Source organism: Pseudomonas sp. Gutcm_11s, from assembly GCF_028649395.1.
Lineage (GTDB): Bacteria > Pseudomonadota > Gammaproteobacteria > Pseudomonadales > Pseudomonadaceae > Aquipseudomonas.
Genome location: NZ_JAQSUW010000011.1, coordinates 141,733 through 165,512, shown reverse-complemented (window position 1 = coordinate 165,512; position 23,780 = coordinate 141,733). Strand labels below are relative to the sequence as shown.

The following is a 23,780-nucleotide window of genomic DNA, read 5'->3' as shown; positions in this document are numbered from 1 at the left end:
GGGCGGGGCGTCGACTGCTTACAGCTCGGCGGCGAGGCGCGAGCCCTGGTTGATCGCCCGCTTGGCGTCCAGCTCGGCCGCCACGTCGGCGCCACCGATCAGGTGCACGTTCTGGCCGGCGGCAACCAGGCCGTCCTGCAGCTCGCGCAGCGGATCCTGGCCGGCGCAAACGATCACGGTGTCGACCGGCAGCACCTGCGGCTCGCCCTCGCCGATGCGGATGTGCAGGCCGGCGTCGTCGACCTTGAGGTACTCGACCGAGTTGAGCATCTGCACGTTCTTGTTCTTCAGGCCGGTACGGTGGATCCAGCCGGTGGTCTTGCCCAGGCCGTCGCCGACCTTGGTCTTCTTGCGCTGCAGCAGGAACACTTCACGGGCAGCCGGATGCACCTCGGCCTTGATCCCGGCGATGCCGCCACGGGCGTCCAGCGCGGTGTCGATGCCCCACTCCTTCCAGAACGCATCACGGCTCAGGCTGGTGGTCTCGCCGGCGTGGGTGATGAACTCGGAGACGTCGAAGCCGATGCCGCCGGCGCCGATCACCGCGACCTTCTGACCAACCGGTTTGCGCTGCAGGATGGCGTCCAGGTAGCTGATCACCTTGGCGTTGTCGATGCCTTCGATGGCCGGGGTACGCGGGGCGATACCGGTGGCCAGGATGATCTCGTCGAAGCCGCCCTTGGCCAGGTCATCGACGCTGACGCGGGTGTTCAGGCGCAGGTCGACGCCGGTGGTTTCTAGCTTCTTCTTGAAGTAGCGCAGGGTCTCGTAGAACTCTTCCTTGCCTGGCACGCGCTTGGCCACGTTGAACTGGCCGCCGATCTCGCCGGCCGCGTCGAACAGGGTCACGCTGTGGCCGCGCTCTGCCGCCACGGTGGCGGCGGACAGGCCGGCAGGGCCGGCACCGACCACGGCGATCTTCTTCACGGTGGCGGTGGGGATGTAGTTCAGCTCGGTCTCGTGGCAGGCACGCGGGTTGACCAGGCAACTGGTCAGCTTGCCGCCGAAGGTGTGGTCCAGGCAGGCCTGGTTGCAGCCGATGCAGGTGTTGATCTCATCAGCGCGGCCTTCGGCGGCCTTGTTGACGAAGTCCGGGTCGGCGAGGAACGGACGGGCCATGGACACCATGTCGGCATCACCCTCGGCCAGCACCTGGTCGGCCACTTCCGGGGTGTTGATGCGGTTGGTGGTGCACAGCGGAATGCTCACCTCGCCCTTGAGCTTGGCGGTGACCTTGGTGAAGGCCGCGCGCGGCACCTTGGTGGCGATGGTCGGGATACGCGCTTCGTGCCAGCCGATACCGGTGTTGATGATGGTGGCGCCGGCCTTCTCGATGGCCTTGGCCAGTAGGACGATCTCGTCCCAGGTGCTGCCGCCCTCGACCAGGTCGAGCATCGACAGGCGATAGATGATGATGAAGTTCGGGCCTACGGCCTCGCGCACGCGGCGGACGATTTCCACCGGCAGGCGCATGCGGTTCTCGTAGCTGCCGCCCCAGCGGTCGGTGCGGTGGTTGGTGTGGGCAGCGAGGAACTGGTTGATGAAGTAACCCTCGGAACCCATGATCTCGACGCCGTCGTACTCGGCCTGCTGGGCCAGCACGGAACAGGTGACGAAGTCCTGGATCTGCTTCTCGATGCCTTCCTCGTCCAGCTCACGCGGCTTGAACGGGTTGATCGGCGCCTGGATGGCGCTCGGCGCTACCGATTTCGGGCTGTAGGCATAGCGACCGGCATGCAGGATCTGCATGCAGATCTTGCCGTCCGCCTCGTGCACGGCGCGGGTGACGATCTTGTGCTTCTCGGCTTCCTCGACGGTGGTCAGCTTGGCCGCTCCGGAGTACACGCCGCCTTCCTCGTTCGGGCCAATGCCGCCGGTGACCATCAGGCCGACGCCGCCACGGGCACGCTCGGCGAAGTAGGCCGCCATGCGCTCGAAGCCACCCGGCTTCTCTTCCAGGCCGGTGTGCATGGAGCCCATCAGGGTACGGTTCTTCAGGGTGGTGAAACCCAGGTCCAGAGGGGCCAGCAGGTTCGGGTAGGCGTTGCTCATGATCATCTCCACGGCATCGGGCTTGTCACGGAAGTCGCCGCACCTCGTCCGGGTGCAGTCGTTGCTGCGGCAGACGATAAAGAGCGAGCGTCGCCCACTCAATGATCGAAAAGCACAAGTTATTGATCATAAGTTACAGCTAGACTAGGCAAGGGCCATTCCTTGCCCTAGGCTGGCAGCTTCATTCCAGCCAGGTTTCACCATGCTCACCCTGCTCCGTCGCAGTCTCTACCTGCTGCTCGTCGCCCTGCTCGCCGCCTACGCCGCCTGGACCCAGTGGCGCCCCACCAGCTATTTCCTCAGCGACCTGCGCAGCTCGCTGGCCTTCAGCCAGGGCAGCGACAGCGGCCGCGGCAACCTGCTGGGCATCCAGCCCGACCTGCATGCCGCCGACTACCGCAGCGCCCTGCACCTGCACCGCAAGCTGGCGGCCTACCTGGAAAAGGCCCGTGGCGAAGGGCTGCTCAATCCGAAGACGGTGGTGGTACTACCCGAGCACATCGGTACCTGGCTGGTGGCCGCCGGCGAGAAACGCGAGGCATTCGCCGCCCGCGACCTGGCCGAGGCACGCATCTGGCTGGGCCTCAGCCATCCGCTGCCGCTGATTCGCGCCGCCCTGCTCAGCGAGGGCAAGGCCCCACTCAGCGACGCCCTACTGCGCATGAAGGCCGAGCAGATGGCCGACGACTACCAGAGTCTGTTCGGCGGCCTGGCCGAGACCTACGGAGTGACCATAGTCGCCGGCTCCATCGTACTGCCGGAGCCCAGCGTGGTGGATGGCGTGCTGCAGGTTGGCGAAGGCCCGCTGTACAACGTCAGCCTGGTGTTCGGCAGCGACGGCCTGCCGCTCGGCCAGCCGCAGCGCAAGGTGCTGCCGCACCGCGAGGAAGACAGTTTCACCGCCGGCGCAACCGACCAGGAGCTGCACGTGGTGACCACCCCGGCCGGCCGCCTGGGCGTACTGATCGGCACCGACAGCTGGCGTCCGGAGAGCTACGCCGCAATGGCCAAGCAGCAGGTCGAACTGCTCGCCGTACCCGCCTTCCTGCCCGGCAACGGCCAGTGGGACTCGGTCTGGCCCGGCACACCCAGCGACCTGCGCAGCCGCGCCAGCCAGCTGGTCGAGAGCGAGGCCTGGCTGCTGCACTCGCTGCCGGCACAACTGGCGAACACGCCGGCGCGCGCCGGCATGCTGGTGTTCCTGCGTGGGCAGCTGTGGAGCCTGGGCAGCGACGGCCACAGCATGGCGGTGACGCGCTCCGGCGCGCAGCTGGCGGACGAGGCGACCGGCGCACGCCTGCTCAACCTGTGGCTGTGACATGAAAGCGACCCGCGTGCGCCTCGGCGACCTGTCCGTCGCCTTCGTCCATGGCCTGGTGGCCGCCCTGGCGGAAAAGGGCATCGCCGCCGACGACCTGCTGCGCCAGTTCCGTCTCGACGCCACGCGCCTGGCCCTACCCCGCGAACGCCTGTCGATCCCGCGCTACATGCGCCTGGGCCATAGCGCCATCGCCCTGTGCGGCGACCCGGCACTGGGCCTGGAGATGGGCAAACACAGCCGCATCGGCCATGCCGGGCTGGCCGGCGTCACCGCTGCCCAGGCGCCGAATCTGCGCGAGGCAGCGCGCACCCTGATTCGCTTCGAGCCGCTCTACGCCCACAACTACCGCGGGCAATCGAGTTTTCTCGAGGACGCCGGCGGCGCCTGGCTGAGCTTCTACTCGATCAGCCCCTATAACGCCTTCAACCGCTTCGTGGTGGACTCGGTGCTCTCCAGTTGGCACCACCAGCTCGGCGCACTGCTGAACGAGGCGCTCGCCATCGAGCGGGTCGAGATCGAGTTCCCCGCCCCCGAATACGCCGAGCGCTACGAGCGCTGCTTCGGCTGCCCGGTCGAGTTCGGCGCGGAGCACAATCGCCTGTACCTGAGCAACGCCAGCCTGGACCAGCCACTCGACCAGCACTGCCCGAGCACCTGGCACCAGCTGCTGGAGCTGGCCGAACGCGAACTGGAACAGCTGACCCGCACGCGCAGCCTGCACGAGCGCATCACCCACCTGCTGGGCCCCATGCTGCATGGCCGCGAACCGGAGCTGGACGAGGTTGCACGCAAACTGCAGCTACCGAGCTGGACGCTCAGGCGCAAGCTGGCCGAGGAAGGCACGCAGTTCCGCACCCTGCTCAACGAGACACGAAGGGATTTGGCGATGGCCTACATCCGCGATACCGAGCTGGCCTTCGGCGAAATTGCCTACCTGCTCGGTTTCGCCTCGGCGGAGGCCTTTCAGAGAGCCTTCAAGCGCTGGAGCGGCCAGACTCCCGGGGAGTTTCGGCGCAGCCAGCGTCTACAGACGAATTGAGAACGAGCCTTACAGCTCGGTGGCATCTTCGGCCGGCTCGGCCGGGTCATGCTCGATGGCGTGGAATTCCAGCAGCTCTTCTACATAGTCATCCATAGGGTCTTCCTCCTAGCGTTAGGTCTTGATTGAAACAAGGACCGTGCCAACAGGCTGAAGATTCTCGATGACAACCGAGTGACAGCGGATAATTTTTCCGCCATATGCGAAAAACCCCCAGCTCTTGCGAGCTGAGGGCTTCTCTTTATATGGCGCAGCGGACGGGACTCGAACCCGCGACCCCCGGCGTGACAGGCCGGTATTCTAACCGACTGAACTACCGCTGCGCGTAACCTCTTGAGCGAGATGGTGGGTGATGACGGGATCGAACCGCCGACCCTCTGCTTGTAAGGCAGATGCTCTCCCGGCTGAGCTAATCACCCGAGTAGCCTTGCGAGGTGGCGAAATTTACGCACCCCCCTTACCTAAGTCAACACCCTGCTTGAATTTTTTTCTTCGCGGCCATTTTTGCGGAGTTTTCCGAGCTGCCCGATTTGGGTGCCGACGGCGCCAAACCAGTGCGCAATCGGTCAGCCCGCGCGCAGCAGCAGACGAGTGCTCACCAGCCCCTTCTCCGCTCGCTCGAGTCCTGCTTCCTCGACACGCACGCCCTGTTCCTCCAGGTTGATCAGCCAGCGCAGCAGGCGGGCGAAGTCGGTCGGCTGCAGGCTCACCTGCAGACCACCGTCACCCTGGTTGTCGAGACGATCGATGTTGAGTCCCTGGCTCGCCGCGCTGGCGGTCACCAGGCCCTGCATCGCCGTCGGGTCGACGCTGACCTGCGGCTTGCCCTGCTGCGCCCGTACCTGCGGCGCATGCTCCTGCAGGTAGGCGTGCAGAGCGCGCTGCTGCTGCAGGTAGCTGCGCGCCTGTTCGAGGTTCTGGCTGACCGGCCGCCACAGCAGCAGGTAGAGCAGCACCAGCAGCAGGAAGCCACCCAGCAGCGCGAGGGCCAGGCGGTCGCGCGGCGGCATGCCGTGCCAACGGACAGCCAGGGGATTGTTGGCGATCTGCCCGCGCAGTTGCGAAGCCAGCGTACTCATCCATTACCTCCGATCACCAGGCGTGCGCTGACGCCACTGTCTTCCCGGCTTGCCGAGCCCATGTCCACCGCCAGCCCCGCTTCCTGCAGGCGCGTGCGCAGGCTCTCCAACGCGGAAAAGTCGCTGGCCTGCAGATTCAGGGCGAGGTCACCGCGCTGGGCATTGAAGTCCAGTTGCTGCACCTGCACCCGCGCACCCTCCTCGCCAATCGCTGCGGCGGCCTGGTCGAGCAGTTGCAACAGCTGCTGCTGACCACCGCCTTCGGCCTCGGCCAGGTGCTGGTCGAACTGCGCACGCAGGTTGATCAACTTGTTGTCGTCGGGGAACAGCTCGCGGTACAGGGTCGCGCTGGCCTCGGCATAGCGCTCGCCCTCGCGCTGCAAGTGCCAGCCCTGGGCCAGGTTGAAGCCCCACTGCAGCACCAGCCACAGGCCGACCAGCGCCGCCAGCGGCCGCCAGCGCAGCCACTGCCCGGATGATTCACGGCGGGCAAACGGCCCCTGAGCCAGGTTGCATTCGGCGTATTGCCGCGCCAGCCACGCCAGCGGCGAGGCCAGCTCGTGACTGTGCTCGACGCCGTCCGGCGCGGCCTGGCCAGCCGCGACATAGGCCACCCTCGGCAGAGGGCAGAGTTCGACCAGCTGCGGCCAATCCTCGCCACGCAATGCCAGGCGCGCCTCACCGCTGCCGCCGAGCAACCAGCGATCCCCCAGGCAGAGCAACTGGCTGCCCTCCTCGCGCAGCAGATCGGCATCCACCTCGATGCGTTGCGGCGGATTGTTCTCGCACAACGCCAGCCAACCGGCCAGCCAGCTGCGGCGCACCGCATAGACGCGATGGCGACCATCGGCCAGCTGCCCGCCCACGCTCAGGTGGAACTGCTCGACATCCTCGGCCAGCAGCTCCTCCACGGCGAACGGCAGCGCCTTCTGCAGCCAGCGCGCCTTGGTGGTCGGCAACTGCACCAGGCAGACGGTGACCGCCTCGATCGGCAACACAAGGCGCCAGGCCGCCCCCGCGGCAGGTAGTGCCTCGGCAAACGGACGCTGGCTGCAGATGTCGCCGTCGACCTGCCAGACCGGCAGCTCGGCGGCCGCCTGATGGCAGGCCTGCGGCGGAAGAAACAGCGTGGGCAGACTCATTTCTTGGACTCCTCGACGGGCGGGGGCGCCAGGCCCTCCTGCCCCAGATCGCGCGCCATCAGACGGACGCGCCCATCATTACCACGTTGCAGATAACTGACCAGCACCTGGCGCCGGTCGCCCAGCAGCACTTCGGTGGTGACCTGGAAATATTGACTGGTGGTGGTGAGCCCCTGCGCCCCCACTGCATAGGCACTGAGCTGCTGGGTGAAGGTACCAAGGTCGCGGTAGCCGGTACGCCCACGCCCCTCGATGACCGCCTTCAGCGCCGCATCGGGAATGCCATCGCCCAGACAGGCCAGCACCGCGGCGCTGGCGGTGTTGACGTTGAGCTCCACATCCTTCGGCAGCGCGCTGACAAAGGGCACCAGGCGGCGATAGTCGACCTCGCTCATGCCCAGCAGCAGGCGGAGCTCGGAGACATCGACGATGCGCCCTGGCCCGGTGCGATAGGGCGGCTTGAGCAACAGGTACTGATCGTCCTCGGCACCGGCCATGCCGCCAGGGTCCTGGTCGGTATCCAGCCAATCCTGCAGGCGGTCGGCGTAGGCCGGGCTCAACTGCAGGCGCTGTAGCAGGCGGCGCAGGCGCAGCAGGGCCTGCTCGCCGACCTCGCCGCCGACGGACAGGCTATTGAGATTGAAGCGCCCCGCCAGATCTTCGATGCGCAACCGCAGCTCGCCCCCCTCATCCAACGGAAAGCGCAGCGCGGGGTTGGCCCAGGCTTCGGCCAGGTGGTCGACCTGCTCGCCGCTCAGGTCGCGCCGCAGCAGGGCCTTGGCCACCAGCTCGCCGCCCTCTGCGTAGTACTGAGCCTGGCGCACCAGCAACTGGTTGCCGGTACTGCGGATGGCCAGTTGCTGACGCGTCAGCAGCGCGGCGCAGACCACGGTCACCAGGGCGACCACCAGCAGCACGGTGATCAGCGCTACACCGCGCTCACGCCTCACGGTGCGGACTCCGCGCCAGGATCGGGAGAAGGCTCTTCCGGCAGCAACTCGCCATCTTCGCCGCCGTCTGGCGGCGTTACCTGCTCCTGCTGCGGCATCTCCGGCATGCGCCAGATGCGGCGCAGCTCGCCATAGCGCCGGTGCTCGATGACCAGCTCGACGGCCTTGGGCAACTGGGTCAGCGCCTCATCAGCCGTGCTGTTGGCCGGGGGCCAGCTCTGCAACCAGCGACCCTCAAGATCGAGGAAGCGCAATTCGAAACGAGTGACGCCTTCCAGCGCCTGCTGCACCCGCGGCTGGCTGTCCTGGGCCTGATCCAGCACCGGCCAGTAGGCCCGTTGCCAACGCTCGCCCTCCAGCTGCCAACGCACCCGCTGCAGGGTGGCTCGCTGCTGGCCCAGCGGGTTGCGCCAGCCGCTGCGGGTGAATTCCAGCTGGGTGTTGCGGCCACTGTCGCCACGCAGCGACGCCAGCGGATCACCCAGCGGGTCACGCACGGGACGCGTGCGCACCTGCAGCAGATCACGCTCGAAGGCAGCCATCGCGCGGGTCAGCTCACGCAGGCGCTGCTCCTGCTCGCGCTGGCCACGATCGGTCTGCAGCACGCTGTCGAGCATGCGGTAGGTGGCCATGGCCAGCAGGGCGAAGATGGCGATGGCGATCAGCACTTCCAGCAGAGTGAAGCCGCGCTGCCTCATGGTTCGACCCCGACGAAGCCGCTCAGGGTGACCAGGGCGTTGTCTTCGATCTTGCCACGCAGGCCACGCTCGGGGCGCAGTGCCACACGCACGGTGGCGCGCAGCATCTCCGGCTCGCTGGTGGTCTGCACTTCGGTCTGCCACAGCCAGCGCCGACCGGCGTAAGTCTCCTCGCCCTGCTCGCGCCCCTCGGAGGGTGGTGCGTCGGCCAGCTGCAGCTCCTGCAGGCGGTTGTCCGCCAGCCAGGTGGCGAAGGTCTTGTCTTCCAGCCGCGCAGCGGTCTTCAGGGTGCGGGCACTGGCGCTGAGCACGCTGGCGGCGACCACGGCAAAGATGGCCAGGGCCACCAGCACTTCGAGCAGGGTGAAGCCGCGACCGCGCCTCACCGCCCCTTCTCCTGCTTCAGCTCCGGTGCGGCGAAACCATCACTGACCAGCGACAGCGCCGGCGCGCCACGCTCACGGCCGCCGGCCAGGTGCAGGGTAAAGGGCGTCAGTTCGCCGCTGGAGAGAATCAGCAACTGCGGAGGCTTCGGTGCGGACTTGTCCTTGTCGCCTTTCGGGCTCGGCAGGCCGACGCTCTGGTCTTCCACCTCGATGCTCAGCTGGACCCACTCCGGTAGCTCATGGACCTTGTTGTCCAATGGCTCCCAGCGCGACTTCAGCGGCTCATAGCGCAGTACCTGATAGCTGTGCGTCTCGAAGCGCACGCCGTACTCGCGGTTATCCAGAACGGCCTCGTCGAGCAGCACCCGCAGCAGACCGTTGAGCCGCTCCGCCTCATCGTTGAGCTTGCGCGCGGGACTGCTAGCCAGGCCACTGCCGATCACGGCGAGACCAGTCAGCACACCGAGCAGGACCAGTACCACCAGCAACTCGATGAGGGTAAAGCCCCGCGCAGCTCGCATTGCGAATCAGAGGTCCCAGTTACCGATATCGGCGTTGGTGCCGTCGCCGCCTTCCTGGCCATCGGCACCCAGCGAGTAGAGGTCGATCTTGCCGCGGGTGCCCGGCGACAGGAACAGGTACTGATTGCCCCACGGATCGATCGGCAGCTTCTTCAGGTAGCCCTCGGCGTTCCAGTTCTTCGCCGGCGGGTTACCGGTGGGCTTCTTCACCAGGGCTTCCAGGCCCTGCTGGGTGCTCGGGTAGTTCTGGTTGTCCAGCTTGTACATGTCCAGCGCGGCGCCGATGGCGCGGATGTCGTTCTGCGCCGCAGTGACCTTGGCCTGGTCCGGGCGTCCCATCACCTGCGGCACCACCAGCGCGGCGAGGATGCCGAGGATGACCACCACCACCATGATCTCGATCAGGGTGAAACCACGTTGTTGCTTGTTCATCACTATCAGCCCACCAGTTGGTTCAGAGAAAGAATCGGCAGGAGGATGGCCAGCACGATCACCAGCACCACCGCTCCCATGAACACCAGCATGAACGGCTCGAACAGCCCCACCAGCAGGCCGATGGTGGCCGCCAGGTCGTTCTCCTGGTTGCGCGCCGTGCGCGACAGCATCTGATCCAGCTCGCCCGAGCGCTCACCGCTGGCGATCATGTGCAGCATCATCGGCGGGAACTGCCGGCTGGCCTCCAGCGCCCGCGACAGGCTGCCGCCCTCGCGCACGCGCTGGGTGGCGTTGGCCACGTCGGTGCGAATGATGCGGTTGCTCACCACCTCGGCGCCGATGCCCAGCGCCTCCACCAGCGGCACGCCGCTGCGCACCAGGATGGCCAGGGTCGAGGCGAAGCGTGCGGTCTCGGTAGCGGCGATCAGCCCGCCCACCAGCGGCACGCGCAGCAGGAAGGCGTGCCAGCGTCGGCGCAGGTCTTCGTTGCGCAGGGCGCGGCGGAAGGCGATCACGCCGAGCACCGCCAGGATGATGGCCAGCACGCCCCAGGCCTTGACCAGCTCGCTGAGGAAGATCAGCCCGCGGGTCAGTGCCGGCAGGGTCTGCCCGGAGTCGACAAATACCCGCACCACGTCCGGCACCACATAGCCGAGCAGGAAGCCGACGATGCCCAGCGAGGCGAGCATCAGGATCACCGGGTAGAGCAGCGCCATCTGCACCTTCTGCCGCGACTGCTGGCGCTGCTCGGTGTAGTCGGCCAACTGCTCAAGTACCGGACCGAGATGGCCGGCGTGTTCGCCAGCCGCCACCGTGGCGCGGTACAGCTCGGGGAAGGCCGCCGGATAGGTAGCCAGGGCCTTGGCCAGGCTATGACCTTCGAGCACCTTGCCGCGTACCGCCAGCAACATCGACTGGATACGCGGCTGGCGCGACTGGGCGGCGGCGGCGCGCAATGCCTCCTCGATGGGCAGCGCGGCGCTGATCAGGGTCGCCAGCTGGCGAGTGACCAGGGCCAGGTCGCGCGCCGACAGGCCGCGGCGCAGGCTGAAGCCGCCAGCGCCTTCGGCCTGCTCCTTGCGGTGCACCGGCTCGACCTGCAGCGGCGACAGTTGCTTGTCGCGCAGCAGCTGGCGCACCTGGCGGGCGCTGTCGCCCTCCAGCACACCTTTCTGCTGGCGGCCCTTGCCATCGAGGGCGATGTATTCGAAGGCAGCCATCAGTCTTCCCGGGTCACGCGCAGGACTTCTTCCAGGGTGGTCACCCCTTCCAGCACCTTGCGCCGACCGTCATCACGGATGCTCGGGCCGAGGCTGCGGGCATGGCGCAGCAGCTCCTGTTCGCCGACACCGTTGTGCACCAGGGTGCGCATCTTGTCGTCGAAGATCACCAGTTCGTAGATGCCGGTCCGGCCGCGGTAGCCCTGCTGGTGGCACTCCGGGCAGCCCCTGGCGTGATGGAGCATCGGCTGGCTCTGCGGATCGACACCGAGCAGGTCGCATTCGGCTTCGTCGGCCGGGCGCGCCTCGCGGCAATGCGGACAAAGCACGCGTACCAGACGCTGGGCCAGTACGCCGAGCAAGGACGAAGACAACAGGAAGGGCTCGACGCCCATGTCGACCAGGCGGGTAACTGCACCAACGGCGCTGTTGGTGTGCAGGGTGGAGAGCACCAGGTGGCCGGTCAGCGAGGCCTGCACGGCGATGTCGGCGGTCTCCTGGTCGCGGATCTCGCCGACCATCACCACGTCCGGATCCTGGCGCAGGATGGCACGCAGGCCGCGGGCGAAGGTCATGTCCACCCGCGGGTTGACCTGGGTCTGGCCGATGCCTTCGAGGTAATACTCGATCGGATCTTCCACCGTGAGGATGTTGCGCGAGCGGTCGTTGAGGGTGACCAGGCCCGCGTACAGGGTGGTGGTCTTGCCCGAGCCGGTGGGGCCGGTGACCAGGATGATGCCGTGGGGCTTGCGCAGGTTGTCGTCGAGCAGGCGGCGGTCGCGCTCGCTCATGCCCAGGTGCTGCAGCGACAGGCGCCCGGCCTGTTTGTCGAGCAGACGCAGCACCACCCGTTCGCCGTTGGCGGACGGCAGTGTGGATACACGGATATCGACTTCGCGGCCGCCGACCTTGAGCGAGATGCGGCCGTCCTGCGGCACGCGCTTCTCGGCGATATCCAGACGCGCCATGACCTTGACCCGCGACACCAGCAGCGCAGCCAACTCGCGGCGCGGCTCGATCACTTCACGCAGGATGCCGTCGACGCGGAAGCGCACGACCAGGCGTTTCTCGAAGGTTTCCAGGTGGATGTCGGAAGCACCGGCCTTGATCGCCTCGCTGAGGATGGCGTTGATCAGGCGGATGATCGGTGCGTCGTCTTCCTGCTCCAGCAGGTCACCGGATTCGGGGGTGAGTTCGGCCAGGCTGGCCAGGTCGAGTTCGGCGCCGAGACCCTCGGCCATCTGCCGCACTTCGGACGAGTCGCGCTGGTAGGCCAGGGCAAGTTCCTGCTCGAAGGCTTCCGGCTCCAGCCAGTGCAGCGGCAGCACGCGGCCGGCGAAGCGCTGGGCCTCCTGTACGGCGGTGAGGCTGGCACCGCGACGTACCTGTAACTGGGGCTCGCCGAAGGACTCGCGCAGCAGCACACCGTGGCGTTTGGCGAAGGCGAATGGCAAAGAGCGCAGCGGCGGCTCTGCCGGGACCGCTAGCGCGGCATGGGTATCGATGGACATGTGCGGGCCCGTTCCTGAAACAGAAGATCCATCTAGCTGTTGTCTTATTGTTGTTCTATGGCACGACTGCGGAGCCAAATTAACGGATTTCCACGGAATCTGCAGTGCTGATTTCGCAGCTCCAACATTCGAGCGACAACACTGGATGAAATTCATCGCGACCGAACGTCGGGACGAAAAAAAGAACCCCGGCGCAGGCCGGGGTTCTTTCTAACAGGCTTGTGTTACTTGTCTTCGCTGCGCTGGTGCTTGAAGAACACCCCACTGTCGCCGAAGGTCGATGCGATGAACGGCGAGGTCAGCTCCATCTCGCCGATCTTCACCGCACTGCTGCGGCGTTGCTGGGCGTAGGTGCGACTGATCGACGGGATGATCGAGGTCTTGACCTCCATCGAGGTGGCGTAGACGTCGTACAGCTTGGTGCCGGCATTGAGCGTCACCAGGTCGCTGCGGAAGTCGTGCGCGGCCGCAGAGAACAGGTTGCGCACTTCAGCCTTAGGCACGAAGTAGATCTGCGTCGGCGCCTTGACCGCGGTCACGGCCTGGCCGGTCTGGGTGACCTCGGCCATGTCGTCGACCCGCAGCTGGGTCGGTTTCAACGTCACTGCGGCGAACAGCACCTGCAGACCGAAGTTGTCGGTGCCTTCCGGCAGGACGATCTGCGACATCTCGTTGGCGAAGAAGTTGTAGTTCTGCCCCTGGCCGCTCCAGCTGGCCAGCGCCGAGACGTTGCGCGACGGCTTGCCATCGACGAAGGCCTTCCAGGCCATGCCCGGCTGAACGCTGCCACCGGACGGATCGGCAGCCAGCGACAGGCGCAGCAGGCCGTTATCCGAACCCTGGAACAGGCCGGTGTAGGGGTTGCCGGCCACGGGGTTGAACTTGACCTTGGCCATCACGCCACGCTGGTGCATGCCCTTCTCGTAATCGGCCGGCACCACGTCGCTCTCTTCACGCACCTTCTTCCACAGGGTGTTGGCCAGCAGGGCCGAGGTGTTGATGCCCTCCAGCGGCGGCACCTGGCCTTCGGCGTACTGGGTACGCATGGCGCCGTTGACCCACAGGTTGTCCTGCTTGGCCTTGGCCGGCCAGGTCTGGTAGTCGGCCGGGATGTTCAGGCCCCAGGGTTTGAAGGCGTTCTGCACGCCCACCAGGCTGCTGTCGAGTTGCGGGTTGTGACGCTTGATCACGTCGACCATGGTGGTGTTCTCGACCCAGGCCAGACCTTCCGCGGTGTAGATCTCTGGGCGGTAGTCCTTGGTGAAGAAGCGGTCGGTCATCAGGCGGCGCGAGGCGTTCATGATGAAGATCTGGAAGGCGGTCTCGCCGAAGGCGAAGCCGTCCGGACGGGTGGTTTCGGCCAGCATGCCGACCAGGGTGTCGATCTTCTCGATGTCGTTGCCGTAGATGCGCTTGAGGTTGGCCAGCAGGGTCGGTTCCTTGGTCAGGTCCTCGAACTTGGTGATCGGATTGAGGCCGATCTCACGGCGGAACTCGTTGTAGCGCGGCACGCCACGCTCACGGTCACGCAGCACGTCGATGGTCGCCAGGTCGATGTTGCCGACCAGCGGAATCGACAGGTTGCGCAGGAAGTTCGGATAGTTGTTGAGGGTCAGCGAGCCCGGGTTGGTGATACCGAAGGAGTACCACAGGCGGTCCGGGTGTTCGCCGTTGAGCAGGTTCTCGGCATCCCGATCGCGGGTGTTCTGCAGCGCTACCGAGCGCGCGATGCTGTTCGAGCCGATGTCGTAGACGTCGACCTTGTCGCGCATCAGCGGGTGCATGCGGTACACCGCGACGAACTCCTCGGTCAGCGTGTAGGGCACGCCGTAGTTGTTCGGGTTGGTCGAACCGACGATGCCGCTCAGCGCATGGGAGATGGTCGAGCTGCCGACGTTGGTCGGATCGACACCCAGGATGCGCAGGACGAAGGAGTTGGAGCCGGCCAGGTCCTCTTGCAGCATGCGTGCTTCGGACTGGTACTTGTCACGATTCGGACCGGAGCCGAGCAGGCCCCACCAGTTGGCGTACATAGCACGCTCGGTGACCGGGTTGGCGATCACCGCCGGGGTCCACTCCACGGTGTGGATCTTGGCCATCAGCGCGGCGTTGACCAGGCGCGCATGGTCGTACAGCCACTGGTCATCCTTGCCCGGGTACTTCTGCTTGAGCATGGTGGCGATCGCGTTGTGTTCCTTGGTGAACAGCTGGTGCAGCATGCTCAGGCCGACCCACCAGTTCTCGTTGAAGCCGGTGACCGGCTTGCCGCTGATGAACTCGGTCGGCAGGGTGCCATCCGGATTGATCTTCAGCTTGCCGTCGACGAAGGAACGCACCTTGTCGTTGGTTTCCTTGCTGCTTCCGTACAGCTGCGAACCATCCCACCAGTGGGTGTTGTGGTTACGGTAGGTGGCCGGTTTGCCGGCTTCGGCGGCGGTACGGGTCGGGTCGGCCTGGGTGCGGCGCACGGACATGGTGCCGGAGCCGAGCACGTCGCCAGCCGGCAGCGGAACCTGGATCGGGTTGGCTTCGGCGTTGGGGCCGTGCTCCACCCAGTCGTGCACCATGAACTGGATCCACGAGGCGGCGATGAAGTTGAGGCTGGGCGCAGGCTTGAACTCACCACGCGCCATCAGCACGTTACTCACTTCCCGCGGGTTGGGGCTGAGCAGGGTGTCGGATTCGGTCTCGCCATGGGTCACGGCGGGGTTCACGTTGCGGCCGAAGCGGCGGTAGACGGAGCCTTCGGCAGGGTTCGCGAGGATGTTGCAGGTACCATCCTCGGTACGCGCCACCTGGCTGCGCGCATCACAGGTGATCTTGGCGTTGGCGGCAGGCAGGTTGTCGACGTCGAACAGGTTTTCCTTGAACAGCACGTCGCGCTCCAGCGCGAGTGAGATCAGGGCGGCGTAGATGCCCAGAGTGCCGAACTTGACCAAGCTCGGCCATGTGACCCAAACAGACATGGCGTTATCTCCCGATTCTTCTTGTACTAATACGGTTGGGCGCCGGTTTTCCGGCTGGCGGGGAGATTAGGGATTTGCGCGCCCCCCTCCCCCCTCCCCCGGGAGGGGGGAACGGGAATCGGGGCTACCGTCGGTCAGGGAGGTGTCAGGCGCCGCGCTGCTGCATGGCGAGGATGGCCTCGGTGCGGCCGGAGAGATTGAGCTTCGAGTAGATGTTCTTCAGGTGCCACTTGGTGGTGGACAGGGCGATGCCCGTACTGGCGCTGATCTCGGAGTTGGACAGTCCCTTGAGCAGGCAGGCGAAGATCTCCGCCTCCTTGTCGGTCAGCAGGCTGACCGGGTCGGCCGGCACTGCCGGGGTGAGGCTCTCGGCCAGGAGGAACTCCGCGTAGGCCTCGCTGTAGGCCTCCGGGACCTGCAGGCGACCCGAGCGCAGCAAGCCGAACACTGCCTCGGCAAAGCCGGGCGCCTCGTCGAACACCGAGCGGTTGATGTTGACGATGCCGAAGCGCTCGACCAGCTGCAGCAGCGCACCGATCTGCTCCTCCTCGCTCAGCTGCGGCGCGCTCAACACCAGCAGGTTGGCTTCCACCACCAGGGCTCGCGCCTTCATCTCGCTCTTCTGCAGCGACTGCGCCAGCACCTTGAGGATGCGACAGGCACGCGGCTGCGCGCCGCGCATCACCAGCCAGTACACGGCGGCCAGGCCGCAACGCTCCCAGCACTCGTCATAGTCGCGCACCCTCTCCCACTCACCAGCGGCCAGGCGCTCGTCGATGCCCAGGCGCTGGGCCAGGGCATCCAGCGCCGCCGGACGGCCATCGAGATAGGCCTGGCGCATGCTTTCCTGCGTCACCTGGCTGGCGAAGCGCGCGTAGTTGCCCAGCTGCAGGATGCGCGACAGCTGCTCCAGCAGGCGCCCGGCTCGGCCCTGGGATTGGCGCCGGTAGAGCAGGCGCGACAGGGTTATGTGCACCGTGGCGATGGTCTCGGTGGCCGAGGACGAGGTAACCATCGCCATCAGGTCCTCGCACAGCTGCTGCGCCGCGGCCAGCTGGTTCTGCTCGTACAGCGCCACCACCATGGCCGTGGCTCGGTTCAGCCAGGCCGGCGAGGAGCGCTCGGTGCGCTGGTAGTCCAGGCAGACGTCCTTGCGCGCGCTGGTGGCGCGGCCGGCGTTACGGTTGCACAGGGCGATGATCAGGTCGGCGTAGCTCTCCAGGAACAGCTGCCCGGTACGCGCCAGCAATGCCTTGGCCTCCAGCGCAAGCTGGATCGACTGCTCCAGGCGGCCGTGCATCAGGTGGTGATAGGCCAGGATGGTCAGCGCCAGGGCGCGCACGTCCGACGAAATGCCGGGCGCCAGCAGGCCCTGCCAGCGCTGCCCCGGATCGAAGGCCAGGTCGTGCTGGAACAGCTCCAGGTTGAGCGCCAGCAGCTGGCGGGTCGGTTCGTCCAGCCCCGGCCGGCCCACGCAGCGGGCAGCCAGGTCGTCGACGCAATAGCGCGCCTGATGGAAGCGTCGCGACAGGGTCAGCGCCAGGGTCATCGGCACCAGCAGGCGGGGCTGCTCGCACAGCTCATCCTCGCCGAGCGGCTCCAGCCACTTCAGTACCTCGGCGAAGTGGCCACGGCGCACCCACTGCTCGCCAGCCTCCTCCAGCAGGCAGTGGAACAGCGCCTGATCGCCGCTGCGCTGGGCATGCTGCAGCGCCTGCTCGAAGTCGCCGCGCGCATGGAAGAACATCGCCGCACGACGCTGCAGCGACGGCACCTCCTGGGGCTTGTGCAACGCCAGGCGCTTGGCCAGGAAATCGTGCAGTAGCGCGTGATAGCGATAGCTGCCGGGCTGCTCGCCGACTGGCAGCAGAAACAGCTCGCGCACCGCCAGCTCCTCCAGCAACAGGGCAGACCCCGTACGCTCCAGCACCTGGTCGCAGAGCTCGCCGTCGAAGCGCTCGAACAGGGCGCAGCTGAGCAGGAAGTCATGCATCTGCGGCGACAGGCGCTTGAGCACTACATGGCCGAAGTAGTCGACGATCTCCGGCTGGCTGCCGTTGAAGCGCTCCAGCGCCACGGTGCCGAAGCGCGCGTAGGCCAGCAGCGCTACTTTGACCCCGGCCATCCAGCCCTCGGTCATGGCCATCAGGCTGTCGATATAGGCCGGGCTGAGGTCGGCGCCGCCCAGGTGGGCGTTGAGTTGCTGGATATGCGCCGCAGACAGGCGCATGTCGTGCTGATCGATGCACAGCAGCTTGTTCTCCAGCTTCAAGCGGCTGAGCGAGAAGCCCGGATGGTTGCGACTGGAGATGATTACCCGCGTGGCGCCGGCCAGACGCTCAAGCATGGCCGAGAGCACTTCGAGGATGGTCGGCTGGCTGATGAACTGGAAATCGTCGAGAACGATGCAGAGGTCGCCATCGATGCGATTGAGCGCATCGGCCAGGTAGTCACCGACCACCTCCGGCGCCTGGTACATCTCGGCAGCGAACGGATTGAACCAGGACACGTCGAAGTCTTCGACCCGCGTGCGGATGCCCTCGGCGAGGTGGCGAAAGAAACGCACCGGCTCGTTGTCACGTGCCTGCAGTGGGCAATGCACCACACTGCGCGCGGGGTCGCTCGCCTGCCATTGGGCCAACAGGGTGGATTTACCGGAGCCTGCGGGCGCCAGCAGCACGGTCAGGGGAAAGTGCTCGCAATGATCGAGCAGTTCCAGCAACTCCTCACGGACAAAACCCGCGGGAGCCGGGGCAAGCGGCTTGCGATCTTCCATTGCAGTGATCCGTCAGGCTTATTTTTATTGTTGAACGGGAAGCACATGGCGGCCGATGATAACGAGTCAGATGGAAGAAGTTTCGAAACGTTTCACGCTTTCGGCCGCGACGCGATATACGGCAAAAGTGCACCAGCGCGCAGATGGATCACGCGAAAGAGCGACAGCCAGAGTACTTGCGTTAAGGTTGGCAGCGCCCGCAGAGTATGGGCCGGACCGATGCGCGCCATGCAGAGCGCGCACGCAGAATAAGAAGAACACCGGGGGATATATGTCTTGAGCGCCATCAGCATTCGCCTTCCCGCCTGGCTGCAACGCCACGGTGTGACCGGCCTCTGCCTGCTCGTGGTGCTGCTGATCACCCTCAGCCTGACCAAACAGAGCGTCGATCTGCTGCGCCTGCTACGTAGCGAAGCCCCCAGCGAACCCGCAACCAGTGCCGCCACCGAGCACCAGCCGGTCTCGCTGCAGCGCCTGCAGTACCTGTTCGGCACCCCGGCACTGCCGCCGGGCAGCGCGCAGAATGCGCCGCCGACCAAGCAGCAGATGACCCTGCTGGCCAGCTTCGTCAATCCGGACGCCCAGCGCTCCACCGCCATCATCCAGATCGCCGGAGACAAGCCCAAGCGCGTTGGCGTGGGCGGCGAGGTCAATTCCAGCACCCGCCTGCACTCGGTACACAAGGACCATGTGGTCCTCGACCGCGGCGGCAACGAGGAAAGCCTGCGCTTCCCGGCCATTCGCCAGTCTTCGCTGACACCCCATTTCGCCCCGTCGGACAACTCGCCGATGGAGCCTACCGCCGAACAGCTGGAACAACTGCAGGACGAGGACGTACGGGCTCTGCAGGAGCGCATCCAGAACCTTCAACAACGCATGGAAGGCGAAGGCGACATGCCGCAGCCGGACGCACCGGAAGTCGAAGAAAGCCCATGACCGATCGCAAGCCCTTCTCGCCCAAACGCCTGCCCCTCGCCCTGCTGCTGGCTGCCAGCTGCCTGGGCGCGCCGCTCCCCGTGGCCTTTGCCGCGGAACCTGCGAAGGTCACCCAGGGTGCCGAAACCTGGACCATCAACATGAAGGACGCCGACATCCGCGACTTCATCGACCAGGTGGCGGAGATTTCCGGCGAAACCTTCGTCGTCGACCCCCGGGTCAAAGGCCAGGTCACGGTGATTTCCAAGGCCCCGCTGGGTCTGGAAGAGGTCTACCAGCTGTTCCTCTCGGTCATGAGCACCCACGGCTTCAGCGTGCTGGCCCAGGGCGACCAGGCGCGCATCGTGCCGGTGACCGAGGCACGCAGCGGCGCCAACAGCAGCCATAGCGCACCGGACGACATCCAGACCGAGCTGATCCAGGTGCAGCACACCTCGGTCAACGAGCTGATTCCGCTGATCCGCCCACTGGTGCCGCAGAACGGCCACCTGGCCGCTGTGGCCGCCTCCAACGCGCTGATCATCAGCGATCGCCGGGCCAACATCGAACGCATCCGCCAGCTGATCAACGATCTCGACGCCCAGGGCGGCGGCGACTACAACGTGATCAACCTGCAGTACGCCTGGGTGCTGGACGCCGCCGAGGCGCTGAACAACGCGGTGATGCGCAACGAGCGCAAGGACGGTGCCGGCACCCGGGTTATCGCCGACTCACGCACCAACCGCCTGATCATTCTCGGCCCGCCCGCCGCGCGCCAGCGCCTGGCCAACCTGGCCCGCTCGCTGGACACCCCCAGCACCCGCTCAGCCAACGCCCGAGTGATTCGCCTGCGCCACAGCGATGCCAAGAGCCTGGCCGAGACCCTCGGCGACATTTCCGAAGGCCTGAAGGCGCCCGAGGGCGGCGGCGAAGCCACCAGCAGCAAACCGCAGAACATCCTGATCCGCGCCGACGAGAGCCTCAACGCCCTGGTGCTGCTGGCCGAGCCGGACACCGTGGCGACCCTCGAGGAAATCGTGCGCAACCTCGACGTGCCGCGTGCCCAGGTGATGGTCGAAGCTGCCATCGTCGAGATTTCCGGTGATATCAGCGACGCCCTCGGCGTGCAGTGGGCGGTGGACGCCCGCGGAGGCACCGGCGGCGTGGGCGGGGTCAACTTCGGTAACACCGGCCTGTCGGTAGGCACCGTGTTGCGCGCCATCCAGGAAGACGAGATCCCCGATGACCTGACCCTGCCGGACGGCGCGATCATCGGCATCGGCACCGAGAACTTCGGCGCGCTGATCACCGCCCTCTCCGCCAACAGCAAGAGCAACCTGCTGTCCACGCCGAGCCTGCTGACCCTGGACAACCAGGAAGCGGAGATTCTGGTGGGCCAGAACGTGCCGTTCCAGACCGGCTCCTACACCACTGACGCCTCCGGCTCGAGCAACCCCTTCACCACCATCGAGCGCGAAGATATCGGCGTAACCCTCAAGGTCACCCCGCATATCAACGACGGCGCGACCATGCGCCTGGAGGTGGAGCAGGAAATCTCCTCCATCGCCCCCAGCACCGGGGTCAACTCGCAGGCAGTGGACCTGGTGACCAACAAGCGCTCGATCAAGAGCGTGATCCTGGCCGACGATGGCCAGGTGATCGTGCTCGGCGGCCTGATCCAGGACGACGTCACCAGCACCGATTCGAAAGTGCCGCTGCTCGGCGACATCCCCTTCCTCGGCCGGCTGTTCCGCTCGACCAAGGACACCCACATCAAGCGCAACCTGATGGTGTTCCTGCGCCCGACCATCGTCCGCGACCGCGCCGGCATGGCCACGCTGTCGGGCAAGAAATACAACGACATCAGCGTGCTGGGCGCCGACGAAGACGGCAACAGCCAGCTGCCGGGCGATGCCGTGCGCCTGTTCGACAAGCCAGGGGCTGCCGCCATCGACCTGCGCGACAAGACGCAATGATGCGAGGGGAATGAAAAACGCCGCTCATCGAGCGGCGTTTTCGTTTCAGAGCGCGGCCAACCCGCGGGCCAGATCGGCCTTGAGGTCGGCGATGTCCTCCAGCCCCACCGCAACCCGGATCAGGTTGTCGCGGATGCCGGCATTGGCCCGCTCCTGCGGCGACAGACGGCCATGGGAAGTGGTCGCCGGGTGGGCGATGGTGGTCTTGGTATCGCCCAGGTTGGTGGTGATGGAAATGACCCGAGTGGCGTCGATAAAACGCCAGGCCGCCTCCTTGCCACCCTCGACCTCGAAGCTCAGCACCGCGCCAAAGGCACTCTGTTGGCGCTTGGCCAGCTCATGCTGCGGGTGACTAGCCAGGCCGGAGTAGTAGACCTTGTCGATCCCCGCCTGCCCTTCCAGCCACTGGGCCAGCTGCATGGCGCTGGCGCTCTGCGCCTGCATGCGCACACGCAGGGTCTCCAGGCCCTTGAGGAACATCCAGGCGTTGAACGGGCTGAGGGTCGGGCCCGCAGTACGCAGGAAACCGACCACCAGCTCCATCTGCGCCTTGCGCCCGGCGACCACGCCGCCCAGGCCACGGCCCTGGCCGTCGATGTACTTGGTCGCCGAGTGCATGACGATATCGGCACCCATTTTCAGCGGTTGCTGCAGAGCCGGAGTACAGAAGCAGTTGTCCACCGCCAGCAGCGCGCCATGGGCGTGAGCGATCTCGGCCAGCGCGGCGATGTCCACCAGCTCGGCCAGCGGATTGGACGGCGACTCGACGAACAGCAGCTTGGTATTGGGCTTGAAGGCCGCTTCCCAGGCGCTCAGATCCGACAGCGGCGGATAGTCCACCTCGATGCCGAAACGCTTGAGGTACTTCTCGAACAGGCTGATGGTCGAGCCGAACACGCTGCGCGACACCAGCACGTGGTCGCCGGAACTGCACAGGCTCATGACGATGGCCAGAATGGCAGCCATGCCGGAGGCGGTCGCCACTGCCTGCTCGGCGCCTTCCAGAGCGGCGATGCGCTCCTCGAAGGCACGCACGGTCGGGTTGGTGTAGCGCGAGTAGACGTTGCCCGGCTGCTCGCCGGCGAAACGCGCGGCGGCGTCGGCGGCGCTGCGGAACACATAGCTGGAGGTGAGGAACATGGCCTCGCCATGCTCGCCCTCAGGCCCACGACGCTGGCCGGCACGCACCGCCAGGGTGTCGAAGCCAACGCCCTCGAGGTCGCTATCCAGCCTGCCGGCTTCCCAATCCTGACTCATGGCAGCTCCCCTGCTCAGTCGTTGTGCAGATCGATGATGGCGCTGACAGTCGGGCTGCCCGCCTTGGCCGCATCGTTGCGGGCCTGTTCGATCTTGTTCAGGTAGTGCTCGTTGACGTCACCGGTCACGTACTGGCCGTCGAACACTGCGCAATCGAAGTGCTCGATCTTGATCTTGCCACCACCGACCGCCTCTTTCAGGTCTTCCAGGTCCTGGTAGATCAGCCAATCGGCGCCGATCAGCTCGGCCACTTCCTCGGTGCTGCGGCCATGGGCGATCAGCTCGTGGGCGCTCGGCATGTCGATGCCGTACACGTTCGGGTAGCGCACAGCCGGGGCCGCCGAGCAGAAGTAGACATTCTTGGCGCCGGCTTCGCGGGCCATCTGGATGATCTGCTTGCAGGTGGTGCCGCGCACGATGGAGTCGTCGACCAGCATCACGTTCTTGCCGCGGAACTCCAGGTCGATGGCGTTGAGCTTCTGGCGCACCGATTTCTTGCGTGCGGCCTGGCCGGGCATGATGAAGGTACGACCGATGTAGCGGTTCTTGACGAAGCCCTCACGGAACTTCACGCCCAGCTGGTTGGCCAGCTCCAGGGCGGAAGTACGGCTGGTATCCGGAATCGGGATGACCACATCGATGTCGTGATCCGGGCGCTCGCGCTGGATTTTCTCGGCCAGCTTCTCGCCCATGCGCAGGCGCGCCTTGTACACCGAGACGCCGTCCATGATCGAGTCAGGGCGGGCCAGGTAAACGTGCTCGAAGATGCACGGCTTGAGCTGCGGATTCTGCGCGCATTGGCGGGTGTGCAGCTTGCCGTCTTCGGTGATGTACACCGCTTCGCCCGGGGCCAGGTCGCGGATCAGGCTGAAGCCGAGCACGTCGAGGGAAACGCTCTCGGAGGCGATCATGTACTCCACGCCCTCGTCGGTGTGACGCTGGCCGAAGACGATCGGGCGGATCGCATGCGGGTCGCGGAAACCGACCACGCCGTAACCGGTGATCATCGCCACCACGGCGTAGCCGCCACGGCAACGGGCGTGCACACCGGCGACGGCAGCGAACACGTCTTCCTCGGTGGGCTGCAGCTTGTTGCGCACCGCCAGCTCGTGGGCGAACACGTTGAGCAGCACTTCCGAATCGGAATTGGTGTTCACGTGGCGCAGATCGGATTCGTAGATCTCGCGCGACAGCTGCTCGACGTTGGTCAGGTTGCCGTTGTGCGCCAGGGTGATGCCGTACGGCGAGTTGACGTAGAACGGCTGCGCCTCAGCGGAGCTGGAGCTGCCGGCAGTGGGATAGCGCACGTGACCGATGCCGACGTTGCCGACCAGGCGTTGCATGTGGCGCTGCTGGAAGACATCGCGCACCAGGCCGTTGTCCTTGCGCAGGAACAGACGACCGCCGTGGCTGGTAACGATGCCGGCAGCGTCCTGGCCGCGATGTTGGAGCACGGTAAGGGCGTCATACAGGGACTGATTGACGTTGGACTTACCGACGATACCGACGATGCCGCACATGTGACGCAACCTCTGT

General features: G+C 66.0%; 18 protein-coding genes and 2 tRNA genes. 4 read left to right on the top strand and 16 right to left on the bottom strand.

Going from position 1 to position 23,780, the window contains the following annotated elements:
- Positions 1-18 precede the first annotated feature (18 nt).
- Entirely contained in the window at positions 19-2,052 is a 2,034-nt protein-coding gene (locus PTT45_RS07595) for an oxidoreductase (RefSeq protein WP_273812471.1), read from the bottom strand.
- A 202-nt stretch (positions 2,053-2,254) separates the two neighbouring features.
- Between PTT45_RS07595 and PTT45_RS07590 the strand changes: the two genes are divergently transcribed.
- Both PTT45_RS07590 and PTT45_RS07585 read left to right on the top strand, forming a co-directional pair.
- Positions 2,255-3,370, top strand: coding sequence for a carbon-nitrogen hydrolase family protein (locus tag PTT45_RS07590; RefSeq protein WP_273812469.1), 1,116 nt, complete (start codon positions 2,255-2,257; stop codon positions 3,368-3,370).
- A gap of 1 nt (position 3,371) precedes the next feature.
- Positions 3,372-4,412, top strand: coding sequence for an AraC family transcriptional regulator (locus PTT45_RS07585; protein ID WP_273812467.1), 1,041 nt, complete (start codon positions 3,372-3,374; stop codon positions 4,410-4,412).
- A 246-nt stretch (positions 4,413-4,658) separates the two neighbouring features.
- Here the strand turns inward: PTT45_RS07585 and PTT45_RS07580 are convergent.
- The 13 genes from PTT45_RS07580 to PTT45_RS07520 all read right to left on the bottom strand — a co-directional run bounded on the left by PTT45_RS07580 (position 4,659) and on the right by PTT45_RS07520 (position 18,096).
- Positions 4,659-4,735, bottom strand: a tRNA-Asp gene (locus PTT45_RS07580).
- Between the two features lie 20 nt (positions 4,736-4,755).
- A tRNA-Val gene (locus PTT45_RS07575) sits at positions 4,756-4,831 on the bottom strand.
- A 147-nt stretch (positions 4,832-4,978) separates the two neighbouring features.
- The gene (locus PTT45_RS07570; protein WP_273812465.1) at positions 4,979-5,491 is read right to left on the bottom strand and encodes a type II secretion system protein M; all 513 of its coding nucleotides are present in this window, start codon (positions 5,489-5,491) and stop codon (positions 4,979-4,981) included.
- The gene (gspL, locus tag PTT45_RS07565; protein ID WP_273812463.1) at positions 5,488-6,633 is read right to left on the bottom strand and encodes a type II secretion system protein GspL; all 1,146 of its coding nucleotides are present in this window, start codon (positions 6,631-6,633) and stop codon (positions 5,488-5,490) included. The genes PTT45_RS07570 and gspL overlap by 4 nt, the downstream gene beginning before the upstream one ends.
- The gene (gene gspK, locus PTT45_RS07560; RefSeq protein ID WP_273812460.1) at positions 6,630-7,583 is read right to left on the bottom strand and encodes a type II secretion system minor pseudopilin GspK; all 954 of its coding nucleotides are present in this window, start codon (positions 7,581-7,583) and stop codon (positions 6,630-6,632) included. Before gspK ends, gspL begins: the two co-directional genes overlap by 4 nt.
- A complete protein-coding gene (gene gspJ, locus PTT45_RS07555) occupies positions 7,580-8,281 on the bottom strand; it encodes a type II secretion system minor pseudopilin GspJ (protein WP_273812459.1) in 702 nt (233 codons plus the stop codon). The genes gspK and gspJ overlap by 4 nt, the downstream gene beginning before the upstream one ends.
- Positions 8,278-8,667: a type II secretion system minor pseudopilin GspI gene (gene gspI, locus PTT45_RS07550; RefSeq protein ID WP_273812457.1), complete on the bottom strand. Its 390-nt coding sequence runs from the start codon at positions 8,665-8,667 to the stop codon at positions 8,278-8,280. Before gspI ends, gspJ begins: the two co-directional genes overlap by 4 nt.
- Positions 8,664-9,188, bottom strand: coding sequence for a type II secretion system minor pseudopilin GspH (gene gspH / locus PTT45_RS07545; protein ID WP_273812455.1), 525 nt, complete (start codon positions 9,186-9,188; stop codon positions 8,664-8,666). The genes gspI and gspH overlap by 4 nt, the downstream gene beginning before the upstream one ends.
- Before the next feature lie 6 nt (positions 9,189-9,194).
- Positions 9,195-9,620, bottom strand: coding sequence for a type II secretion system major pseudopilin GspG (gene gspG, locus PTT45_RS07540; RefSeq protein ID WP_043308286.1), 426 nt, complete (start codon positions 9,618-9,620; stop codon positions 9,195-9,197).
- Between the two features lie 5 nt (positions 9,621-9,625).
- Entirely contained in the window at positions 9,626-10,843 is a 1,218-nt protein-coding gene (gene xcpS / locus PTT45_RS07535; RefSeq protein WP_273812454.1) for a GspF family T2SS innner membrane protein variant XcpS, read from the bottom strand.
- A complete protein-coding gene (gene gspE, locus PTT45_RS07530) occupies positions 10,843-12,354 on the bottom strand; it encodes a type II secretion system ATPase GspE (RefSeq protein ID WP_273812453.1) in 1,512 nt (503 codons plus the stop codon). Before gspE ends, xcpS begins: the two co-directional genes overlap by 1 nt.
- A 224-nt stretch (positions 12,355-12,578) precedes the next feature.
- Positions 12,579-15,320 (bottom strand): peroxidase family protein, encoded by a 2,742-nt coding sequence (locus tag PTT45_RS07525; RefSeq protein WP_273812451.1) that lies wholly within the window; start codon positions 15,318-15,320, stop codon positions 12,579-12,581.
- Positions 15,321-15,465: 145 nt separating this feature from the next.
- Positions 15,466-18,096, bottom strand: coding sequence for a LuxR C-terminal-related transcriptional regulator (locus PTT45_RS07520; protein WP_273812450.1), 2,631 nt, complete (start codon positions 18,094-18,096; stop codon positions 15,466-15,468).
- A gap of 276 nt (positions 18,097-18,372) precedes the next feature.
- Here PTT45_RS07520 and PTT45_RS07515 point away from each other — a divergent pair, with 276 nt between their 5' ends.
- Entirely contained in the window at positions 18,373-19,032 is a 660-nt protein-coding gene (locus PTT45_RS07515; RefSeq protein WP_273812448.1) for a type II secretion system protein N, read from the top strand.
- Positions 19,029-20,987: a type II secretion system secretin GspD gene (gene gspD, locus PTT45_RS07510; RefSeq protein WP_273812445.1), complete on the top strand. Its 1,959-nt coding sequence runs from the start codon at positions 19,029-19,031 to the stop codon at positions 20,985-20,987. The genes PTT45_RS07515 and gspD overlap by 4 nt, the downstream gene beginning before the upstream one ends.
- A gap of 45 nt (positions 20,988-21,032) precedes the next feature.
- On the opposite strand, the gene PTT45_RS07505 is transcribed toward gspD, so the two are convergent.
- Positions 21,033-22,244, bottom strand: a complete 1,212-nt coding sequence (locus tag PTT45_RS07505; RefSeq protein ID WP_273812444.1) for an O-succinylhomoserine sulfhydrylase — start codon at positions 22,242-22,244, stop codon at positions 21,033-21,035.
- A 14-nt stretch (positions 22,245-22,258) separates the two neighbouring features.
- The gene (gene purF / locus PTT45_RS07500; RefSeq protein WP_273812442.1) at positions 22,259-23,764 is read right to left on the bottom strand and encodes an amidophosphoribosyltransferase; all 1,506 of its coding nucleotides are present in this window, start codon (positions 23,762-23,764) and stop codon (positions 22,259-22,261) included.
- Positions 23,765-23,780: the final 16 nt, after the last annotated feature.

Bases quoted from the DNA above. Each gene is read 5' to 3' on its own strand.
- PTT45_RS07595 (WP_273812471.1), bottom strand. From the start codon at position 2,052: ATGAGCAACGCCTACCCGAACCTGCTGGCCCCTCTGGACCTGGGTTTC.
- PTT45_RS07590 (WP_273812469.1), top strand. From the start codon at position 2,255: ATGCTCACCCTGCTCCGTCGCAGTCTCTACCTGCTGCTCGTCGCCCTG.
- PTT45_RS07585 (WP_273812467.1), top strand. From the start codon at position 3,372: ATGAAAGCGACCCGCGTGCGCCTCGGCGACCTGTCCGTCGCCTTCGTC.
- PTT45_RS07570 (WP_273812465.1), bottom strand. From the start codon at position 5,491: ATGAGTACGCTGGCTTCGCAACTGCGCGGGCAGATCGCCAACAATCCC.
- gspL (WP_273812463.1), bottom strand. From the start codon at position 6,633: ATGAGTCTGCCCACGCTGTTTCTTCCGCCGCAGGCCTGCCATCAGGCG.
- gspJ (WP_273812459.1), bottom strand. From the start codon at position 8,281: ATGAGGCAGCGCGGCTTCACTCTGCTGGAAGTGCTGATCGCCATCGCC.
- gspH (WP_273812455.1), bottom strand. From the start codon at position 9,188: ATGCGAGCTGCGCGGGGCTTTACCCTCATCGAGTTGCTGGTGGTACTG.
- gspG (WP_043308286.1), bottom strand. From the start codon at position 9,620: ATGAACAAGCAACAACGTGGTTTCACCCTGATCGAGATCATGGTGGTG.
- xcpS (WP_273812454.1), bottom strand. From the start codon at position 10,843: ATGGCTGCCTTCGAATACATCGCCCTCGATGGCAAGGGCCGCCAGCAG.
- gspE (WP_273812453.1), bottom strand. From the start codon at position 12,354: ATGTCCATCGATACCCATGCCGCGCTAGCGGTCCCGGCAGAGCCGCCG.
- PTT45_RS07525 (WP_273812451.1), bottom strand. From the start codon at position 15,320: ATGTCTGTTTGGGTCACATGGCCGAGCTTGGTCAAGTTCGGCACTCTG.
- PTT45_RS07520 (WP_273812450.1), bottom strand. From the start codon at position 18,096: ATGGAAGATCGCAAGCCGCTTGCCCCGGCTCCCGCGGGTTTTGTCCGT.
- gspD (WP_273812445.1), top strand. From the start codon at position 19,029: ATGACCGATCGCAAGCCCTTCTCGCCCAAACGCCTGCCCCTCGCCCTG.
- PTT45_RS07505 (WP_273812444.1), bottom strand. From the start codon at position 22,244: ATGAGTCAGGATTGGGAAGCCGGCAGGCTGGATAGCGACCTCGAGGGC.
- purF (WP_273812442.1), bottom strand. From the start codon at position 23,764: ATGTGCGGCATCGTCGGTATCGTCGGTAAGTCCAACGTCAATCAGTCC.